Raw genomic sequence first — 22,539 nt, 5'->3', positions numbered from 1 at the left:
ATTTCTGAAAATTAAATAGGCTTTTACCTTTTATTGGTAAAAGCCTATTTAAGTTAATTTTATTTCCATTCAAACGGCAAATACCAATTGGCAGGATTTAAAAGTTTTGCTCTTGCTGCACTTGCAGAGGGGTCGCCATCTTTTAAAAGTTTCTGATAAACCCGGTCAGCTAAGAAGGCAGGGTTGTTTTGTCGGCGGGCAATGCGAACCAAATCCGGCCAACGATTTCCTTCAAACGCCAATTCCAAAGCAGCCTCATCAATTAGTTTACCCTCTAAGCCAATCATATCATTTTGTAGACTAATATCTAATGCTGTCACACCCGCTCGATTTCGAACACCGGTGTTCCGATACCACGGACTTTTATAGTCATTATTGTTTCTTGCGTCCAAATAGTATGGTGCGGGATATGGGGTTTGCATCGTGTTAATTTCTTCAAATGATATTGGAGTTGGTGATCCAGTTGCCGATCGCGTACCAGTATAAAACGTATTGGCAATGCCAATGTTTAGTAAAGCCCAACCCAACTTCGTTTTGCCATCTCGGTTTGCCGCTTCCGAAAAACGCAAGTGCAATAATGCAGCTCTGTAAATGCCCCATTTTCCACCTTTGTTCAGGTTTGTTACCGGAGTAACATTATCTATTAATTTTGTGATTGCCGGGCCGGAGGCTGTTGTTTCATAAGATAATTTTCCTCTGGCGTCATAAGGGATTCCACTATACTGTCTTTGTGCATTCCAATTCTCAATAGCTGCTTGTGATGGCTTGATCAAGTATTTACCGTATAAGGGAGAACAAAATTCAATCATTGGATTACCTGGCTTGAAACTTGAACTATAAGGGATCCCCCAGAAAAATTCAGAATTCCATACGATGTTGGTATTTTGAGCACTGAACATGGTCTTCCAACCTTGGTCATACAACAAAGAACTCTCATCCTGATATCTGGCATAACGTACCGCCTGATCGTTATAAGCTGATCCTCCTGAATATACCACCTTATAAGCATCAAAAGCAATATTGATATTGGTATTATTATTTTCTATGTTTAAGATTTTGCTGTAATTTTCTGCTGCTTTCAGATAATTATTGTTCCATAGATATAAATCGCCCAATACGAATGGTTTACAAATGAATATCTTTTGTGTATTGTTTCCATCAATAGTGATAACCAATGGATTGCCAGTTGGATAAGCGTATACTTCTTTGTAAGGCAATTTTTCCGTAAAATCAATCAGTTTAGTTAAAAGATCTTCAAACGAAATGCGTGGATGAGCCGCTAAATTCTTAATATCTTCCACATTTTCTATCGGATCAGTAATGTAAGGAACGCTGCCATATTGGATACCCAACTGTAAATAAATCCAGCTTCTTAATGCTCCAATATCAGAGAAGTGTTTATTGTATTCATCAACGCTCATCCGAAAATCCTCCCGCATCAACTGGAAGTTTTTCAACGCATCGTTACAATTCAAAATCACTTTGTAATAAGGCCTTGGATCTACATAAGGATTGTCTTTTGTGGCACTATGATTCGACAATTGTTTCAAATCAGGATCGGCATTCGCGGTTACGCTTACTAAATCAGCCCTTAACTCATTTTGGAGAATATATGTTTTTTGCAAACTTAAAAACTGACCATAAATGCCAATTACTGCCGCATCAGCATCTGTTGAGTTGCGATAAGCGTTTGATTTATCAAGTGTAGACTCTGGAGCCTCATCAATTATTTTTTTGCAAGACCATGAACCTGTTGCAAGCAGGGCTACTGCTAAAAGGGCAATAACTTTTTTATTAAAATCCATCTTCATCTTTTTATCAATTATCAATTATAAACCAATTCTAACACCCAACTGAACCGATCTGAATTGCGGTTCCAAAGTAGTATCAACCCCTTGTGTAAAAATACTGCTGGTAGCACTAAACTCAGGGTCGTAACCCAAATATTTGGTTAGTGTAAGTAAGTTATTTCCGGTCGCGTAAATTCTTGCATACTTGATGGCTTTGGTTTTCAAAGGCACATTATAAGTTAAGTTTACAGAACGTAAGCGTAAGTATGACCCATCTTCAATCCAACGATCAGAAAACTGAGCATTGCCCATCGGATCGCCAAAGCTTGCTTTTGGAACATTGGTAACCTGCCCCTCGCCTCTCCAACGGTTCCGCATGATTTCCGATTGATTGTAATATGAATTTCCGGATTCCAATACAGAACGTGTATAGTTATAAACATCGTTTCCTAATACAAAAGAAACCAATAGATCCAGTGTCCAGTTTTTGTAACCAAAAGTATTATTAATACTTCCAAAAAGATCTGGATTTGGGTTACCAATCACCACACGATCTGAAGCATTAATAATCTTATCGCCATTCGTATCAATGAACCTCATATCGCCACCTTTAAATGGTACCGAAACGCCAGCACTATTCACAATGGCTAAACCGGAAGCTGCAGCCTCTGAATCGGTAGCGTAAACGCCATTGGTACGTTGACCATAGAATAAATTGGCCGCCTGACCAACTCTGGTCAAATATGTACCGTTGGCATAGGTGGTTAGGATATCATTTCCACCAGCCAAACTTTGGATTTTATTTCTGTATAAACCGAGATTCACACCTAAATCCCATTTAATTTTTTTGTTGATTACCCGAGCATTTAAACCAAAATCAAAGCCGTTGGTTTGCATACCACCTTGGTTATCGATGTAAGAATCGATACCGCCGATTGAAGTAACCGGCATATAGGCAAGCATTTTAGTTGTGGTGTGTACAAAGTAGTCAAAACTCATGCTCAAACGTTCGTTAAAAAACGAGGCATCTACACCTGCATTAAACTTTGCAACACGTTCCCACTGGATATTTGGATTGGCTATGTTACCACGAACCAAGCCCTGAAGACCTAATAAATTCTGTGAAACGTAATATTGTCTATTATTGTAGTTACCGATATCATCATTGCCAACGATGCCATAACTCATGCGTAATTTTAAAAGATCAACACCTTTGTAAGTTTGCATAAAATCTTCAGAAGAAACAATCCATGCACCACTTAAAGCAGGTAATAGGGCCGTTTTTCCACCGAAAAGATTTAATCCGTATCCTGAAGTACTTGCTGATAGAGTTCCATCGTTTCTACCAAAGCGTGAGGAAGCATCAGCTGCAAGTGCAAGACTTAAAAAATATTTGTCTTTAAAGCTGTAATCGGTAGTAAAATAGGTATTCAATGAACTCCATTTGCCAATATCGCCACCAAAAAATCTTAATGCAGCATTACTATTTCCAATACTGATCAATACATCTGTAGCCGAGTTATAACCAATTGCAAAATCCTGCTCGCTTGAGTTTTGTGAGTAGCGTGTTCCCAAGCTCATATTTAAGCTGTGATCTTTAGCGAATGTTTTATTGAAAGCGAAACGTAAATCGTTAAAAACATTGGAATAACGAATTACCTGAGAACCCAATTTACTATCGCCAATGGTGTTATCCAAAACTTCATCAGTTACACCTTTACGAGGGATAAATAAAGTTTCCTGAGTTTTATCATATGTTAATCCCGTTAGGTTAGAAAGTTTAAAATTTTTATTGAATTCGTAATTAAAAACAATATTTCCGAAGAAACGATAAGCTTTTTTCTGATTTAAACCTTTTTCAATCAATGCTCTTGGGTTACTTACTCCCAAAGTATCAGCATCTGCCAAATTCGGCGATACCGCCCCGCTAGCACTAATTTCATTTTTAGCTAAAAAAGGCGCTTTGACTAACGATAAAAATATAGGATTGGTACGAGGCGCAATTCCCTGATCTTTCAAACTTTGTTCTGTATAGCTGAATGATAAATTCGTATTGGCCTGAAGTTTTTTCGTCAGATTCAAATCACTGTTAAAACGCATGTGATAATTGGTATTGTTGGTTGAATCAATTACACTTTTATTTTTTGAATATCCGGCCGAAAGGGCATACTTCGCTATGTTATCTCCACCACTTACTTTTAAGAAATAGTTTTGATTAAAGCTGCGCTTGAAAACTTCTTTTTGCCAATCAGTATTCTGATGATACATGGCGTAAGTTGGATTCGTCGCTTGATTTTGATCATCATTCATGTAAGGCAATGCAGCGATGGCACTACTAGTCAACCCGCGGCTTTGCAAAACATCAGAAAGGTAAGTTCTAAAGTCGCCAGCATTCATTACCGAAAGTTGACGTGGTACAAGATTCATGCTGCTGTAGGCAGCAAAATCTATTTGAGTGGCTAAGTCCTTCGCGTGATTGGTTGTTATAATCATTACGCCATTGGCTGCCTTGGTTCCGTAAACTGTTGAAGCTGCGGCATCCTTAATTAAACTAACGCTCTCAATATCATGTACATCAATAAATTGTAAAGGGTTATTTCGGTGACCAGCAGTTAAAGACGAACCGTAGGAGTTGGCATCGAAAATCATTCCATCTACAACATAAAGTGGTTGGTTGGTGGCATAAAGTGATGTAAAACCTCTTACAAATAAATCTGCACCAACTCCTGGCGTTCCCGATCTTCTGATCGCATTCAACCCAGCCATTCTACCTTGCAAATAGCTATCGGGCGTTTCTGCACTAGTTGTCCATCCACCTTGTGGATTAGAAAAATTTATGGCTGATGAAGTTCTGGCCAAGTTTTTTGTACCTGATGGCAAAACCACTTCAGTAAACAATGAGGCATAACTGCTTGGATAAATTTTAATGGTTGCTAACTTACCCTTGTGTACAGCTAACAATTTAGTGTGGTAGCCAATATTGCTTATAATAATGGTTGCGTTGAAATCGGGAACAATGATAGAGAAACGGCCTTTATCATCGGTTAGTGCACCAGAAAAATCTGTAACGGTTAATTTAACGCCGATAACAGGTTTGTTGGAAACACCATCTACCACTATTCCAGTTATTTTTTGGCCAACAAGTTTTTTAACTTTTACCTTAACGGTTGTGGTATCTGTACTGTATTTACTGGTATCTGTTGTTGTAGTGTCTGTTTGTTGGGCAAAAGCCGCAGTTGCAAACACCAGTGCAAAAAACACAAGTGAAATTCTTTTTTTTATGATGGTAAAATTATACATAGTCAATTTTTAATTCAGATTATGGAAGAATAGGTTCGAATCTCAAATAATCCAATATGAGCGTGTTAACGTTTACCGCAGCGCTTGCTGCAGCAGTAAGCCTTAAATCTAACAGACCGTATTGTTTGGGGGTATATTCTCCGAGTAGAACTTCATTGTAATTTAACGGTGTTACTGTTTGCGTTGCGAATAAATCGTACACAGGTACAGTTGGCGTTGATGTTAGGGGATTATATATAAAGTAGCGTTGTGTAAAATTTGCTACTTGAGCATCACCAGCTGCTCCAGAAATTGCCCTTGCATAAACTTTATATTTAACTACCGGAATTCCTCCGCGTAAATACCGAATAAAGTATTCGGAAACACCATGGCTGTAAACTTCAATATCTTTATATTGAACACCTAAATTGTCAAGTTTTGTACGGTAATAGGTATTTCCGGTACGATCAGAACGAAAACCTGATGGGTTTTCTCCTTCGATTTTGAAAACAGGGATTTTATCTTTAAGCCTGAAAGGTAGAGCACTCATGACGTGAACAATACCATTGCTTGCCCGGTAAGATTTTACTACTGCGGCCTTACTAACAGGGATTTTAACACCACGGGTTGATGTTAAGGTATCGGGCAACTTATCTGCACTATAGATTCCCTTTACTGTAAAATCAGCAACAAGCCCCAATTTATCGTTAACAGAAAAGTATGGTGTTAGCTTAGCTGTTTCACTGTTAAAAGCTGCGTCCTGCAGCATAAAAAACGTGTACTGCTGGTTTTCTGCTCTAAGATCGGCTACCAATGACCAATAAAGGTTTCTGGAAACCATTGGTGGATTGGGTGCAAAAATCGGCGCACCTAAGCTGGTATATCCTATTATAACTGCATTTGCAGTATCAACAACCATTGTTGTGATATTACTGATATAATTTGTTTGAACAGGCGCATCATTACTCGAAAGCATATATTCCCAAATATTTTGCTTTGTTGGTATTGCTTTGTTAATGGTGTAAACCGCACCATTTTTTACAAATGAACCATTGCCAATCACACCTGCATCTTCAAAGCTACTGCCAATCAGGCTCGCAAATTTCTTATTGATCAGTTGAACCCGTAATGTATCAGAAATGCTTTTTGGTTTAGCAATAGTGGTTAAGGCAATGTGGTTCGCTACAAAATCTTTCAGCTTAGCTGGGTCAGATGAAATGGCTACGTCTAATGTCGCTAAAGCATCATTTGTGGGCGCCCAAACGGTATAGTTTTGTGATGAAGCCAACAATTTATCGTAGCCAGTGCTTCTTAAAAAATCACTGAATTTACTTAAGTTGGGCTCAGCAGCTACCTTTTGAAAAACGTCGATTGTGTTATCAACATTCACAATTTCCGTATGCTCTTCCATTACGTTTTTGCAAGCATTGAGCCAAATTAAAGCACTGAGCAGCAATAGGGTATTGAATATATTTAGTTTCATTGAGAATATTCTTTTGGTTAGAATTTTAATGTGCCGGGGGAAAATTCTCCGGCTATTATTTATGGTCTTTTAAAAAGTGTACCTGATGTAGAAAAACGTGGATAATTCTGATCATCATCAATTGGGATAAAGTGAATCATATCTAAATAAGTATTCCCACTTCCTTCTCTACCACCTGGAAGCATCGTAATTCTTACCCAATGCCTATCGGTTGTTTGAATATCAGCGGTTCCTACTAATCTGCCCGTCATGGTATCCCAACCTGTACCGGTAACGGGTTGCTCTCCCCTAACTGTACCAGCATATTCTGCTGTAGTAGCAATGTATCTTTTAAATCCATTGGTCAGCATCAATGGATCGGCTGAGGCCAGACTTGAGGTAGCCGAAGTAACGCCAGATGTAGAAAGACTCTGTCTGAAATCAAGTAAAGTAGGCATTACCTGTTCGCCAGTTCGGCCAACATCTACGCCAACCTGGCTAAGCACTCCGTTTCCATTCTGACCATAACATATCCATATTTTATATCTGCCTTTCACTAACATTGGTGTTCTAAATTCTACCCATTGTGCTCTGGCGGTGTTTGGACCCATAGATAAGGTTAGTAAATCGCCACCATTGTATCTTCTAGGTGCAGGTGCTATAGCATAATAATCATATTGTGTTGTGGTAGTAAGTTTTGTTGGGTTATTAAAATTAATGCCCGAAGCAATACTGCCACCATTAGCGATCAGAAAAATATTTGCGGAAGCTGCTCCTCTCCATTTCGGATTTGATTTTAGCTCCGCCTGATCTGCCAGATCAAAATAGACTGCTGTTTGAACCCTTACTTTGATGGCAAAAGGTTTCTTCACTTCATGAGATACACCGTTGGAAGCGGTTACATCGCTAAAAGTTCGGTTAATTTCTACACCCGGCTCTACTATACCATTAAATTCATCCTCGTTAAGCAATACTGATTGTCCTGAGAATTTTGTGGTAATGATTTCTTTAGGCGCCAAAGTGTATATAGCTGGAGAAGTAATAATGTCTGGTATGTAAGATGGTCCGGCTGAAATATGATAAGCCATGTACAACCACAAACTATCAGCATGATTTTTTGGATTACCTGTTTTAGAGTAGCGATTTTTGAAACTTGTATAACTTGCGTAACCTGCTGCCCTGAGGGCCGAGTCTGATTCCAATATCAGTGTTTGAAACCTTCGGGTGGTATCTTTTGCCGCAGCACCGTCAATATTTAAGGAATCGTAAAATCCGGTTTCTTTAAGTGCCTGTGTAAAATAAGTATAGCGTGAATTGGCTTCAATGCTTTTTGCCAATGTTAACACAGCTGGGTTAAGTACATGATCCAATACGTGGATAATGCCATTTCCAACCCTGATATTTGATTTTGTAACCTTGGCTAATTTGTTTACCACATAACTGCTTACCCCACCTTGATTTACTGCACCTGTTTGCAGATATTGACCGTACAAAGTTATTTGTGGTAATTTGCCATCAGTAAATTTATTGGTTGCAACTGTGTCAGGAAGCAAATGAAAAGTAACTACTTTTTTCAACTCATCTGGCGAAAGATCGTTTACACTGCCTTTGTTATTTGCTTTTAACCAGGCAGTAACCGCAATGTTATCCGGAGCAAACAAAGTATATTTTCCATATGCACCCAAAAAACCTGTTGTTCCTGATCGATCAATGATTTGCTTGAAGAGTGAAAACTGTTCAGGATAGCGGCTAAGGTAGCCGGTAATATTTACATCATCTGTTGTGGTTAAAGTAAGTGATTCTCTTTTACAAGCATTTATAAAGACTAATGTAAAAGCGAAAGCAACGATCGCTATGAAGGTGTTGCGGACATTTAAATTATTTTTCATCATGCTATTATTTAGTGTAAAATGGATTTTGAACTAATTGAGGATCAGCGAAAATTTCAGCTTCGTGGATCGGAAAATAATGACTGTTTATATCTTTAAATTTCGTAATCGCCGATTGTTGAAGTGCAGGAGAAACAGTTTGAGAAACGATAGTTGTCAGTAAATCAAGTCTTCTGTAGTTGTCTCTCTTGGCTACACGCAATAGGTCAAACCAACGTTTCCCTTCAAAGGCAAACTCTCTTCCACGTTCAGCAAGGATATAATCAACAATTCCATCGGCATCAGCCGGATCCACAGTTTGTTCAGTAGCTGTAATTGCGTTTCTACGTAATCTGATATCTGCTATAGTTTGTAAAGCTTCAGCTCCACCTCCGGTCATTGCAAGTGCTTCAGCTTTAAATAAAAGAACATCAGTGATGCGGTAAACTTGCCAGTTTAAAAAAGATGGATTCTCTGTTCCCCATTTACTGATGGTAAAATCAGAATTCCGATAGAAGTTATCAGCACGAATATCGAAAATTCGATCTGGATCAACGTCATCCGGCGGAAATACATCACTTGCTACATACGCCGAGGCGATAAATCTTTTTCTGGCAGGCAATACCAGTAAATTATAAAATGGGTTATTAACAGTAGCATTATTAAATTCAAAAATGGTCTCAGCCGAGCTTCCTGTAAAAAACACATTAAAATACCAAGCAGAGGTAGCCGATTGCATTGCATACCTTTGAGAACTGATGATTTTATTACATTCTTCAATACAACCCTGGTAATTGTCCATCCATAAATAAACATCGGCTAAGAGTGCATTAACAGTAAATTTGGTTACACGGCCTTTATCTAGTCTATTATTTCCAAAAGTAACCACTGCAGTTGCTTCTGCTCTCTTCAAATCTGCTACAATTTGTGCTAAGATCTGGCTTGCAGGTGTAACCGTTAAATTTTCCAAATCGGTATCTTTCGTTGTTGCCTTTAGTTTTAAGGGCACATCTCTAAAGCTCTTAACCAAATAAAAATACATCATACTACGTAAGGCAAGCACCTCACTTAAATAGGCATTTAATTGTTCATTGGTTAATGTTGGGTCAATATCACGTACGCCTGGCGCATTATCTAAAACCGTATTGCAAAAATTAATAGTACGGTAAAAAGCAGACCATCTTGCCAAAGAATTGCTTTGCGTGATATTGACATCGAAAATATCCTTTTCTTCATTTAACGATCCTGGTCCCGGATCAATCATGTCTGCCCGTATTTCACCAAAAGTGAATAAATTTTCAGTTAACGATCTGTCACCTACTCCAGGAGGAGGCGCCAATAAAGACGCATAACAACCCGAAACTGCAGCTTGAATATCTTCTTTCGTCTTCCAGAAACCCTGTCTTGTGATACCGTCACGAGGCTGTGTATCTAACCATTTTTTACATGAGCTCGACATGATCAGCACCATGACTACAGCTGCACTATATATAATTTTTTTCATATTGTTGCTGATTAAAAGTTTGCTGTTAAACCTAAAGTGATCGTTTTTATAGGAGGTGTTGTTGAGTTATCGACAACAGTTGAAAATGTCGACAATCTTACAGGAACCTCCGGATCCTGTCCGGTATATTTGGTAAAGGTTAAGATGTTTTCCATCATAATGTTTGCACTTAAACCTTTCATACCAATGCGCTTTAACAGGTTTTTATTAAAATCATATTTTAAAGTGATACTTCTTAAACGCAGATACGAACCATCTTCCACATATCGGTCAGACCCTAAAAAGTTATAACCTGTAGCGAAAGCTGCACGCGGCATATCAGTGATATCGCCTTCGGCTCTCCATCTACGCAATACAGCAGTACTCTGATTATTAAAACCATTCATACTGGTGGTGTTTATTTTCGTTCCATTGATGATTTGATATCCAGTTCTATAAGTAAAATTGGCACCAAAACGAAGGTTTCCATTGAAAGTAATTGCTGTTCCAAAACCACCAGTTAGATTCGGATTGCCATTACCTAAGTAAACAATATCCTTATAATCGATATTACCATCATGATTGATATCCTCATATATGGCATCTCCTGGTTGAAAAACATAATCAATAGATGGGTAAGCGAAACGCATGAAGATCTGCTGACCATTTGGACCTATGATCTGGTTACCATTTTCATCCAGCGCAATGGTTGAATTTTTATCGGGATAAACCCCTTTAAATTTAAATCCGTAGAACGATCCAAATGGATTATTCTCTTGCAAATAAACCTTAAAAGTATTATTAGTGGTAATTCTTGCATTATTTTCTCTAGGTACCAAAGGAGATATCTCGCGAATCATATTTACATTGTGTGAAATGTTAAAATTGAAATCAACACGTAATTTTTTCGATTTAACCGGCGTGTAGAACAAACTGAATTCCCAACCCTGGTTATCCATTGTACCTACGTTCATGTCTACTCCAGAATAACCATTGTAAGTTGGTATAGCCAAGCCATTATAGAATAAATCAGTTGTACGTTTGCGGTAAACATCAATATCCATGTTTAGTGAATTTTTCAATAAAACCACTGTTAAGCCTACGTTTGATTGTGTAACCTTCTCCCATCGCAAATCTGAAAGCTCAATATTTGATGGATATACGCCTGATGATCCCAAATAACTGAAACCATAATTTTGGTAAGTATTAAAATACGAATAATCGTTACGAGGTGCATTACCCACCACACCATAACTTGCTCTTAAAGCTAAATTATCGATATATTTTGTGGTGTTTTTCATGAATGGTTCTCCAGAGATCCTCCAAAGAACAGATGCTGATGGAAATAAACCATAACGATTATTTGGTCCGAACTTAGAGTTTCCATCTCCCCTAACGCCACCATTAACAATGTAACGATCCAAGAATTTATATTGAGCACTCATTAATAAACCAACTGAACGGCTTTGCGAAAATGATGAATATGCTGAACCATTTTGATTTGTTCTACCATCAATAGAAGGATCTGCTAAATATGATGAAGCCGTATTGGTGGCAAACATTCCTTGCCCGGTTCGTCTACTGTCATTGCTATCAAACCTAGCAAAAGCAATCAAATCATGGTTTTTACCTAATTCTGGTGTGTATGATAAAGTCATGTTGGTAGCGATGGTAAATGAATCTCCGTCAGAATCACCAGCATAATTTACAACAGGCTCAGAAAACGGGCGACCGGTAGCAACTTGAGGTAAGAAAGTTTTTACCTTCGTATTGTTTATATCTGCTTGAAAATTTGCGTTGAACCTTAAGCGCTCAGGAATAATTTGGTATTGTAAACTAAATTTTGGTATAACCCTTTCGCCCAACTGCCGATTGCTCGCCGCCATCGCCATTGCCAATGGATTGTAAGTTCCAGATATTCTCGCCCTGGTAAAATCATAAAGAAAACTACCTTGAGCTGTATTCGCCGGACTGAAATAGTTTGCCGTTAAATTACCATATTCATCATACTCATAAACCGCTTGATTTGGCATTTTGGTATAAGCCACATCTCTCAAACCGTTTGTATATAAATTTTGATTATCTATGTGGGTATAAGCAATATCCGCACTGAAACGAATTTTTGTCGATACTGTATAATCCAAATTTACCCGGGCACTTAAACGCCCTAAACTGGTTCCAACGGTAGTACCATTTTGGTTGAAATAATTTACAGATGCACGATATTTAGCTTTTTCACCACCACCAGATATTGATAAGTTGTGATCTTGCAAATAACCTATTCTTGTTACGCTTTCTAACCAATTGGTATTGTTGCTGTAATTATAATAGTTATAAGGGTCATTACGGTCATATTGAAATTGCTTGGCAAAATCTGATGTAGAGAATTGTCTGCCAGCATTGTAAAATTCTTCCAAAATCAGTGACGAGTACTGATTACCCGTTAACATTGGAATAGCGCTTGGTTGTTTTGAGTATGATCCTTTAAAATTATAGGAGATGCTTGGTGGACCCATTACCCCTCTTTTTGTATTGATAACCAATACACCATTTGCTGCTCTTGATCCCCAGATCGCCGTTGCTGCAGCATCTTTTAATACGCTAATATCTTTGATATCTGAAGGTGCAATATTTAAAAGCTGGCCATAGTTATTCTCATCAGAGGTTGCAAAGTTAAAATCAGATGGAATAGTAATATCATATGGCATACCGTCTACCACGATTAACGGATCTACAGCACCATTGATGGAAGATGTACCACGAATACGGATTTGCATAGGTGCGCCCGGATCGCCACTGCTTGCGGCAATATCCAAACCCGCCAATCTACCTTGTAAAGCCTGATCGATTGATGCAGCTTGCATGTCTTCTAATTCCTTTGCATTGATGGTACCTACAGCCGAAGTCTGATCGCGTTTATCAATGCTCATTCCACTACCATTGTCAGATTTTGCTTTTGATACAATCTGCACTTCATCCATTTGATTATCTGCAGACTCTATCTGAAAATTGATTACTGCCTTATCTATAGCCAATGGTGCGGTTGATTTATAGCCAATATAAGAGACCATAATACGGTAAGTTTTATCATTAACTGGAAGCGAATAATTTCCATCAATATCGGTAGAAACACCTTTTATTACCCTACGGTCTTTATCAACAATAGTTACAGATGCACCAATAATTGGCTGTCTGTCTTTCTTGTCGATAACCTTACCTTTCACATAATTGATTTGCTGTGCCGATGTTACAGAAGACAATAGCAAACAGCATAATAATATAAAAATACTATATGTATATTTCTTAGTCATGTTGGTTAGAATTGATATTTTAGATAAGAGTTGATCTGATGGATAACTGTTCTGTTTGATAGCACATTGCTTCTATCATTAGCACCCAATAATACATTCACTGTAGCATTTGTTACATCGCGTAGCTGAAGTGTTGTAGTGGTATTCATTACCACATTTATTTTAGCGGCATCACCAGAAGAACCTTTGAGAAGCGTTTCGAATTCACCCATTTTTTGTCCATCGCTTACCACAGTTGTTTTATTTAAAATGTGATATTGTATGAAATTGCTGACTTTACTAACATCCAATCCATCAGTTGGAATAAAATTTGGAACACCAGTAGTTACGTTTCCAGGTAAAAGACCGGCCCTTACTGCACTAACAATTGCGGCATTTGTAGGGATAAAAATGGTATAGTTAATTCCATCTGTTGTTCCGGTAATGGCACCTGTTGTTTTATTATAAAGAACATTGTTGGATAAAAACTGGAAGAAATTGTAGTAAGGATCTGATGCTACTGTTCCATATTTTTCAATATGTTTGCCAATGTTCAGCGCTGTAAAAGTTAATGCCTCTTTGCCATAAACTACAGCACCATTTGTTGGCGTGGTGCTGATTGAATCTACTGGGATTGTTTGTTTCGCTACCAGCGTGCTATCTTGTGTTCCTGCAGAAAGCAATCGCCCTCTATCATATTTGATGTATTCTCCATTGGAAGCTTCTAAAATCCCAGCACCACTGGTAATATTTGGTATTGCTCTATTGCCCAAAGGGATGATATGCGTTTGAAGAATCCGTCTTAAAGTCACTAAATCACCACGAATTGGTTGACTTACGAAAAAAGGCTCGTAAGTGAAACCCATTTTTCTCATCGTTGCATCAGGAATAGGTACAACGAGATAACGAAGCGAAGGCGTTTTTAATTGAATAGTCAGATTAAAATACAGAAGCGCTTGCTTCATGATACTATAATCAGGATCTAAATTTATATTTCCATAAACTGAAGAGAATACACTGGCGTCCTGACTTTTATTAGAGCCATACAGGAAGCCATTACTTAAAATCTGTTTATCTATCAGATCTGCTGTAGTAAGTTTAGTAACATCACCCAAAGCATTCTGTACAGTGGCTAACTTGGTTGGCCAAACGGTAACATTATACATGTGGGCATTTATGTAATCCCTTATAATATCAGGTGCTACCACATAAAGCTCATTTAGGTTTCTTACGCCTCTTTTTCTCCAATATTTTAAAAGAACATCTTTCGCATAAGTATCAATAGCTGAATTTGTTGGTGCAATAATACTATACGATCCAGACTGTGCGTCGTTCGCATCTGCTTTTAAATAATTTTCATTATTCGGAGAGAAACTTAGTAAAGTACTATAACTTTTAACGTAAACGTTGGCAGCCTTCCCTGTTAAAACCTCGTATCTATGAGATATATCAGCATTTAATCCAAAGGTTACAAATTTATCCAACAGCCCTTTGAAGGAACTGTATTCCGCTTTAGTATTAATGTGTTGATCGATGCTTAAAGGTGGAGTTAATACCCTATCGATTACATGAATAATCCCATTCTCAGCTATAATATTTTGCTGATTTGAAACAATATGTGCCGGACCAATATTGGCTCCATTATAAACGATATTTGGATAAAAGAAATTATAATCGGCAGCGGTTAAACCCGAAAAAGCCATAAATGGGGCTAAAAAATAGGTTACACTTTTGTTATTGAAATCTCCGGCAAAGTAAATACCGTTTCGGTTTGTTGCGATAGCTTTAATAGGATTTCCATTGTTATCCTTGTCATCATAAACAAAATCATAATAAACTGATCTTCTTCTAAAAGCTGTGTTTTTGATGAATCCCCTATTCGAGAAAAAATCACTTAATTTTTCTGTTTTCTCCCCGTCGTAAATCATCGAATACCGAACAATTTTTGAAGCCAGATCTGCAGTGATTTCTGTAAGCGAATTCTCTTGTAGGTAAGTTTTAAATGCATCATCAGTTGGCGCAAAAACAGTCCAAGATCCAGCTGTACTTAAGGTTTCCTTGTAACCAGCTTTATCAATACATTCTAAAAACCTGCTAAAGTTACCCTTGGCTTGTAGCTGTTGATAAATCGGATCTCCGAGATTTTCGGGGCGACCATAAAATTCATCAAATTCCTTCTTCCGGCAGCTGCTCAGAAAAACAATAAATGTCAAAGTGACGATTAAAAATTTTGGTAAAATTTTACTCATAATAATTTTATTGGATGCAAACGGCCATAAAACTAAAATGCAAAACGGTACTCTACGAAGGATCGGATAAGGTATTGAAAGCGACGGAAAAAGGCGTGTAGATTTCTATTGCATAGATTCGGTTAACGAACGTTATTTTAAAATATTTGGTTAAAGATTATTTGGTTAGTAAACTTTACTAAAGATATATAGCGTGGTTAATTTTTCCATCCTGTACCATCCTGTCATTATTATAAAATATTATCATAAAAATAAGCAACAGGCTTGGTTATCAAAATAAATCGATTTACCTATTTCCTTTAAATTAAAAACAGGTATAAATTCATTGAATTTTAAAAAAATAAAGTTGAATTCATTAAAAATAAGGAGTGATGGTAACGGGACCAATTAATCCAGAAGGCATAACTGACCACTTAGCGGCATCAAAATCTTTGTAATTTATGTTTACAAAATTTATTTCATGGTATTTCCTCCACTCAATTTTTTTAATATCCATATCACGAATGCGGTTGGCCATCAAATTAACTACTTCAATTTTGATTGTATTATTGCCTTGCTTTAAGTATTTCCCGATTCGGGCTTCAAAAGGAATGCTCCATAAAATACCTACTTCCTGACCATTGATCCAAACCCGGGCGCTTTCATCAACCTGATGAAGATTTAAAACATATTCTTTAGCCGTTTTTGCCTTTAAATTGAATTGAGTAGTATAAACTCCGGTTCCTGAAAAAGCCGTCAGTTTTGGGTCTTTTAATTCCGTCCATGAAACCAATTGATTGATTTTTTGATCGGCAGGAAGCTCCGGTCCACCATCTGTAAAATGTAACAACCAGGGATTATTCAGAACGAAAGGCTGATCGGATTTGTTCAGATACTGCCAGGCAATATTCTGCGGCTTATCTATAGAAACATTTATAAATAGCGCTTCTCCCGATTTAATCTGAACACGAACGTTTTTCCCCTGCATTGCAGCTGAACCTATAATTCCACTCTGAGGATCAAGAATTGTGGCATTTCCCACTACACTTAAAGGAACTTGTGTATCAATATCTTTTGAGCTATGATTAACCAGGTAGTAAAAAGTATTATTATTCACTTTTCTTCTAATAAACTGTAAACCCGAATCGGTTAAGGTCTCTCTATTTATTGAATTTTTAACCAGTGCCTTTTGAATATCAACAGCTGTCACAATCTTTCCCTTACCGATTTTGTAAGTTATAAGTTCATCATCTTTTTGAGCTGAAGTAATTTTATTTAAGGTGTTTTTCAGCTTTGTCCTTCTGTTTTCAAGATCATTTAAACCGGGAACATCTTGAGGTAATTCTTGAAAAATAACCGTTGCACCATTGTTCGCCAATTGTACGATATTATCCAAAGTTTCTGGACTCATTAATTTACAGGATGGAACGACCAATATTTTGTAAGAACTGGCGTCTTTATTGGTACGAAGCAATCCATTTTCTGTCGTTGTTTTGGCTAATAACCTATCTGAGGCGAAGTCAAATGAATAACCAACTTTAGTTAAATCTTTAGCTAATTTATAAAAAGCGGAGGGATGCAACCATTCGTCAACATCATGAACCTTTAATGCCATATCCAATCCTTTTGCTTTGTTCCAAACATCATAAATTGGCCAATAAATTAGCAGTTCATTATCAGATTTACCCGATTGTAAAATGGATTGACAACGGGTAATGTAATTATTCAGTCCTTGCGCATGTGGCCATAAACTATTATTTGGATTCATTTCTACCGAAGCGTAAAATAACCAACCCGGCCAAGGCACATTTTCAGGAGAATTTGTTGTACCGTGATAAAAAATGTGGTTCACACCCGATAGAAACAATTGTTCTGCCTCAGGTTTGCACTGTGAATAGGAGGTTTTAAAATGTTCGGTAAGCCATGTAAAAGTTTCAGAAGAAACAAGTTTTTTTCCACCAGTATGCGCCGCTGAAGAAGCGAATTTGCTCATCATTGGATCTGGATCCACATTTCTGACATCTGCAGGATCTCTCCTGATACCCGGTATATCGAACGAACTCGAACCGAAGGTTTCAGTTTCCGGAATATCAACTGCGCCGTAAAGATCTAGCAAATTTCCTGGCGAACCATGTGATTGATTTTTGGTTAATGATTTCAATCCGTGTGCCCAGTTCGTCCAGTTTTTTGTAAAATTATCCAACAACAATTCATCCATGGTTTCACGATAATCAGATTTTAAGCGGGCAATATCCTCATTTGTTGAATCCTTGCTAACCAAATCTTTTAGATGTTTGGATAGATCATATCCCCTATTTTTTTTGAATTCAGCAAAAAAAGTTGGGGTCCAAGTTGCGCCATAAACTTCATAGCTATCATTGAAAAATGATCGAACGCCTTGTGGCTTATTTTTAAATGAATCTGTAAATCGTTTAAGGTAAATATCAACTGAAGGCTTATCCAGATGATCAAGCGTAAAGCCTTCTCCACCTGGAGCGGCACGTTTTACCATTTGACGGGTTTTACCAGCAAAAGCAGCATAAATATTCCAAATACCTGATTTTGGCGACCAGCTTAAAGTTCCATCCTGTTGAACTGAGGCAAATAAATCTTCCGTTTCGCCATTTGGACCATAAGCTGTAACTGCCTGTAATTTGGCAAAATCCTGCTTGGCTTCTTTAACTTTTAAAACTTCATTCAGGCTATCTCCACCATTTAATTTATAATCTTGGATAATTAACTTGGTTGCCGCATTTTCTGGTTTAACCTGTGGACCACCAAATGGCCAGCCCGTTCCGGTATTCATATCAACGCCCATGCCCAACGAATTCGCTTGTTTAACCGTAAAGTGTAATGCTTTAATCCACTGAGGCGAAAGAAATGAAAGGTATTGTTTTTCATAACCAACAGCACCATAAATAGGTGTAATCTCCACTCCGCCTAACCCCGACGAGGCATATTTTTGTAAAACGATATTCAGGTTTTTTTCATCAACCGCATTTCCCATCCACCACCATCTTGTCCAGGGCTTCATTTGGCTTTCCACTTTTGGCCATGTTACGGTCTCTGTAGCTTTCAGCTGAGCATTGGAAATGTTATAAAATGAAATACAAATAAAAAGCAGCGAGAAAAATCGTTTTGTTTGCATGTTTTTTAATCTAAATGAAATACCTGTTCTAAGGGAATTGAAATGGGAGATTGGTTGGGATTCGTTTCCATGATATCGGCCATATAAGCCCACCATTTCTGAACGATTTCTACACTGCCTAGATCTTGAGAAGAATTGCCATTTTGCTGTTGAACTGCAAATAAGGTATCGGTTTCTTCATCCAAAAAAATGGAATAATCACTAATGCCATTTTCCTTTAATAATGCTGCCAATTCTGGCCAAATTGCATCGTGACGAGCTTTATATTCGGCCTTAAATCCTGGCTTAAGTTTCATTTTAAATGCAATTTTCATTTTTTTATTTTTAGTTAGCTGACGTAAAATATTTCAATCTTTCAAAAAAGCATCCAGCCTTTCCTAATTTACACTCAAACTAATTTCACTAACATTATTACCAGCCGATTTTATCCAGATGACATTATTTTTCCCATCGTAGAACCAACCTGGTTTTTGATTTAACTGATTTTCATCATTCACTAAATCCATTTTTTTACCATTCTCAGAAACTGACTTTGGTGCAGTTTTACCATTCCAGTGAATCTTCGCTAAATAGCGATGATTGCTTGGCTTAAATGGCCCCACAGGCTTTGCAATGTTTAAAATCATATGATCATCCTTTAAGGAAGATGTAATTTTGGTAATCGAGAAATTTCCGGTTTTGTAATTTGAACTGAGGTTATCATCTTCGTAAAGATCATACTTGGAATCACCAAATGGGAATACATCTAAAGTAACTACATCAACAGGTTTTTCGCCAGCGTAAATCATCTCTGTTTGCATCGGGATAATACTTCCAGCTTTAACAAAAAGCGGAATGGTATCTAACGGAGCTACTACATGATGATAACTTTTTCCAGCAAGTTTTTCTCCGGTGTAATAGTTAAACCAACTTCCTTCAGGCAGATAAATGGAACGTGTAATTGCACCTTTTGTGGTTACCGGGGCAACCATAAAGTTGTCGCCAAACATGTATTGGTCTCCAATTTCATAAACATTTTCATCATCCTGATAATTTAAAACTAAAGCCCTCATCATTGGCACACCGGTTTCATGTTGCTGATGCATACTGCTATAGAGATAAGGAAATAAACGGTAACGAAGCAGGTCATATTTCTTGAAGTTTTGCAATGCTTGGTCGCCATAATTCCAGGGTTCTTTATAGCCTGGATGATCCATACCAAAAACAAGCGCAATCGGACTGAACATACCAAACTGCACCCAACGGATGTACAATTCCGGATCGGCCTGATGTTCAAAACCACCCATACAATGTGCCCATGAGCCCACACCTGATAGCCCAACATTTAAACCTGCTTTAATTACTGGCGCAAAATACTGCCATTCACTAGGCCAATCGCCAGCAAAAATATAGGGGTAACGTTGGATACCTGAATAACCTTCTCTGGTTTGGTTCAACCCACGAAAACCATTGAATTTTTCAAATTCTAAGAAAGGTGCTTTTGCATAAGCAATGGGAAACAAATTATGCAGTCGTTCTGCATCTTTTCCTGTCGGGCCAACCTTTTCACTTTCATTGGCTAAAGCACCAAAAGCGCTTCCTTCATCTGTTTTAAGAAATTTTGCGCCTAATTTAGCCACCCTCATCACACCATTATCCCACCACCACTGTGTTGCCTTTTCATCAAAAAAGTTAACAAATTCTCCGGGTTTACCGTTTTCAGGATAAGTGTAGCCTTTCTCCTGCGCCTGATCTAACAAATTTAATTTCTTTGCGTTATCAAACCTCGGACGAAGGTGCAAACCAACCATTTTATAATTCATGGCGTAAATGCTATCGAACATGCCTTTTGGATTTTTAAAGGTTTCCCGCCATTCGAAAGAAGTGGCACCCTTTCCTCCTTTTTCGCCGAACAATCTCCAGGTAGAATCGAGCCATAGTAAATCCACAGGAATACCAAGTGTTCTATATTTTCTGGCCAATTCAACCACATATTGATCTGAGGTTTTCTCTTCATGTCCCCAGGTTCCGCCGCTATAGGTACCTGCATGTAAACCTAGCGCAAACTGAGGCAACATAGGCGATTTGCCCGTAATTGAAGTGTATGAATTTAGGATTTCGGGGAATGTTGGACCGTAAATGAAATAGTAATCCAATTCGCCATCAGCCGCTTTAAAACTGTATTGTTCTTTGTTTGTTGAACCCATATCCCACTCCGTGGCAAAAGAATTATGTAAGAAAATGCCATAACCTTTTGTGCTCATAAAAAATGGAACTGGGCAGTAATTGGCTTCTAAAATATTGTAGGCGCCAATAGCATGTGGCAAGCCTTTTCCACGACCAACATTTAATGTCACTTTTTTAAACCGGCGATCCACAAAATCCATCCGCTCACCAAAACCGAAAAAATGTTCATCAGCCTGAAGCTTTTTAGTTACACCAACTTTGGCTTCCGACTTATTGATTGCACCATTATTTTCAGCACTTAAAAGTTTCCCTTTTAGATCATAAACATCAATTTTGAATGGTGTTTTAGTAATTCTGATCAAAATTTTTGCTGTGGTAATAATAAATTGATCTTTCTTCTCTTCAACCTTTGCGTTTACATTTGGCCAATTATAGCTGATTACCATCAGATTTTCGTTTGCTTCAAACTTACCATTCCAACTCGCTCTAATGCGAAACATTTCTGGCGTACAAAAATCGAGTTTTACTTGGCCTTTGGTTGTTGAAAATGACACTGCATTTCCATCCTGTTTGAAACCAGTTTTATAATCTCCAATGGTTTGTGAGGAAGCGGTAAACGATACCAGGAAAAAGGCCAAAGCCAGATAGTTTTTTAACATATTCTTTATGGTAAAATGCCGCTATTTCTTCAGTTTGTATACTTCAGCTCCGGCTAATAAAAAGCAACCCAAGCCATAATCTTCAAAATCTGGCTTACTGGTGTAAGTAACAGGCTGACCATCTTTTGGCTCTTTACCCGTTCCTTGTGTAAAACCTAAAAATCCATTTTTTTGTACTGCCTCTTTAGCCATTCCGTTCCATGCTTTAGTAATGATTGGCAAATAGGTTTTTTTATCTAAAATACCTTGATTTACGCCCCATGCCATTCCATAAACAAACAATGCAGTTCCCGATGTTTCTTTTCCACCAAAATGATTGGGATCATGTAAACTCACATTCCAAAAACCATCAGCACGTTGCAAAGGAACCAAAGCCTTAATCATTTCATGATAGGTTTTCATGTAGTCATCATAACCGGCAGCATCTTTTGGCATTGTTTCCAATACACGTACAAAAGCCGCTACTACCCATCCATTTCCTCTCGACCAATAACAATCTTCGCCATTTGGCTCTTTGTATGGCGGAACGAAATCCTTATCTCTCCACCAAAGTCCATCTTTTGCGTTGTACAAACCGCCACCTTGAACATTTTTGCTATGCAAATACATTTTGTACATGTAATCGTAGTAGCTATTATCGTTATAGAGTTTCCCTAATTTGGCGAAAACTGGCATAGCCATTTGCAAAGCATCAATCCATGTCCAATCATCTACCTTGCCTGATTTTATCATCAAATCCATCGAAGCCTTAATGTCTTTAATACGCTCCGGTTTTTTATCAATATTGTATAAATCAATATAGGTTTGTCCACATGCCTGATTATCCGCATCACGGGTTTTCACACCATCTCTTAAGCCCCATTTGTGCTTCTCTCCCCATTGAACGGCGTAATAGTAATATTCCTTTTTAGGATTAATTTGATGTAAAGCCATTAATCCTTCATAATATACTGCTCTTGTCCAAAGGTTACTCGGCCTTTCTTTATTGGTAATGATTGATTTTCCGGCATCAGGCCACTTATTCATAAAATAAGTATTGGTCAGCCTCATGGCTTTTAAAACATCTTTTTTGTTTGGAAATTTTTGAGCAAAAAGCAATTGGGCGGATAGCCCAATTAATAAGGCCGAACTGTATATAAATTTCTTCATTATAATCTTGTATTTGG

At 37.8% G+C, this 22,539-nt stretch carries 11 protein-coding genes; all 11 read right to left on the bottom strand.

The annotated features are described in order from the left end of the window. Window positions 1-59 precede the first annotated feature (59 nt). Entirely contained in the window at window positions 60-1,805 is a 1,746-nt protein-coding gene (locus tag LUA91_RS06280) for a RagB/SusD family nutrient uptake outer membrane protein (protein WP_231425172.1), read from the bottom strand. A 24-nt stretch (window positions 1,806-1,829) separates the two neighbouring features. Further along, entirely contained in the window at window positions 1,830-5,090 is a 3,261-nt protein-coding gene (locus tag LUA91_RS06275) for a SusC/RagA family TonB-linked outer membrane protein (RefSeq protein WP_231425171.1), read from the bottom strand. Window positions 5,091-5,109: 19 nt separating this feature from the next. After that, a complete protein-coding gene (locus LUA91_RS06270) occupies window positions 5,110-6,552 on the bottom strand; it encodes a fasciclin domain-containing protein (RefSeq protein ID WP_231425170.1) in 1,443 nt (480 codons plus the stop codon). A 59-nt stretch (window positions 6,553-6,611) separates the two neighbouring features. Continuing rightward, complete coding sequence (locus LUA91_RS06265) at window positions 6,612-8,423, bottom strand: fasciclin domain-containing protein (protein ID WP_231425169.1); 1,812 nt, start codon at window positions 8,421-8,423, stop codon at window positions 6,612-6,614. A gap of 4 nt (window positions 8,424-8,427) precedes the next feature. After that, window positions 8,428-9,903, bottom strand: a complete 1,476-nt coding sequence (locus LUA91_RS06260) for a RagB/SusD family nutrient uptake outer membrane protein (protein WP_231425168.1) — start codon at window positions 9,901-9,903, stop codon at window positions 8,428-8,430. An 11-nt stretch (window positions 9,904-9,914) separates the two neighbouring features. Beyond that, entirely contained in the window at window positions 9,915-13,193 is a 3,279-nt protein-coding gene (locus LUA91_RS06255) for a SusC/RagA family TonB-linked outer membrane protein (RefSeq protein WP_231425167.1), read from the bottom strand. A gap of 5 nt (window positions 13,194-13,198) precedes the next feature. Beyond that, window positions 13,199-15,421 carry a fasciclin domain-containing protein gene (locus tag LUA91_RS06250; protein ID WP_231425166.1) on the bottom strand — a complete coding sequence of 741 codons (2,223 nt, stop codon included), beginning with the start codon at window positions 15,419-15,421 and terminating at the stop codon, window positions 13,199-13,201. A 355-nt stretch (window positions 15,422-15,776) separates the two neighbouring features. After that, a complete protein-coding gene (locus LUA91_RS06245) occupies window positions 15,777-18,548 on the bottom strand; it encodes a glycosyl hydrolase (protein ID WP_231425165.1) in 2,772 nt (923 codons plus the stop codon). A gap of 5 nt (window positions 18,549-18,553) precedes the next feature. After that, entirely contained in the window at window positions 18,554-18,862 is a 309-nt protein-coding gene (rhaM, locus tag LUA91_RS06240; protein ID WP_231425164.1) for an L-rhamnose mutarotase, read from the bottom strand. A 63-nt stretch (window positions 18,863-18,925) separates the two neighbouring features. Further along, window positions 18,926-21,373 carry a glycoside hydrolase family 31 protein gene (locus LUA91_RS06235; protein WP_231425163.1) on the bottom strand — a complete coding sequence of 816 codons (2,448 nt, stop codon included), beginning with the start codon at window positions 21,371-21,373 and terminating at the stop codon, window positions 18,926-18,928. Window positions 21,374-21,394: 21 nt separating this feature from the next. Further along, window positions 21,395-22,522: a glycoside hydrolase family 88 protein gene (locus LUA91_RS06230; protein ID WP_231425162.1), complete on the bottom strand. Its 1,128-nt coding sequence runs from the start codon at window positions 22,520-22,522 to the stop codon at window positions 21,395-21,397. Window positions 22,523-22,539: the final 17 nt, after the last annotated feature.

Source organism: Pedobacter sp. Leaf250 (assembly GCF_920984735.1).
In the GTDB taxonomy this organism is placed as follows: Bacteria; Bacteroidota; Bacteroidia; order Sphingobacteriales; family Sphingobacteriaceae; genus Pedobacter.
The sequence above is the reverse complement of the archived record's forward strand: the minus strand, read 5'-3'. Positions and strand labels throughout refer to the sequence as shown.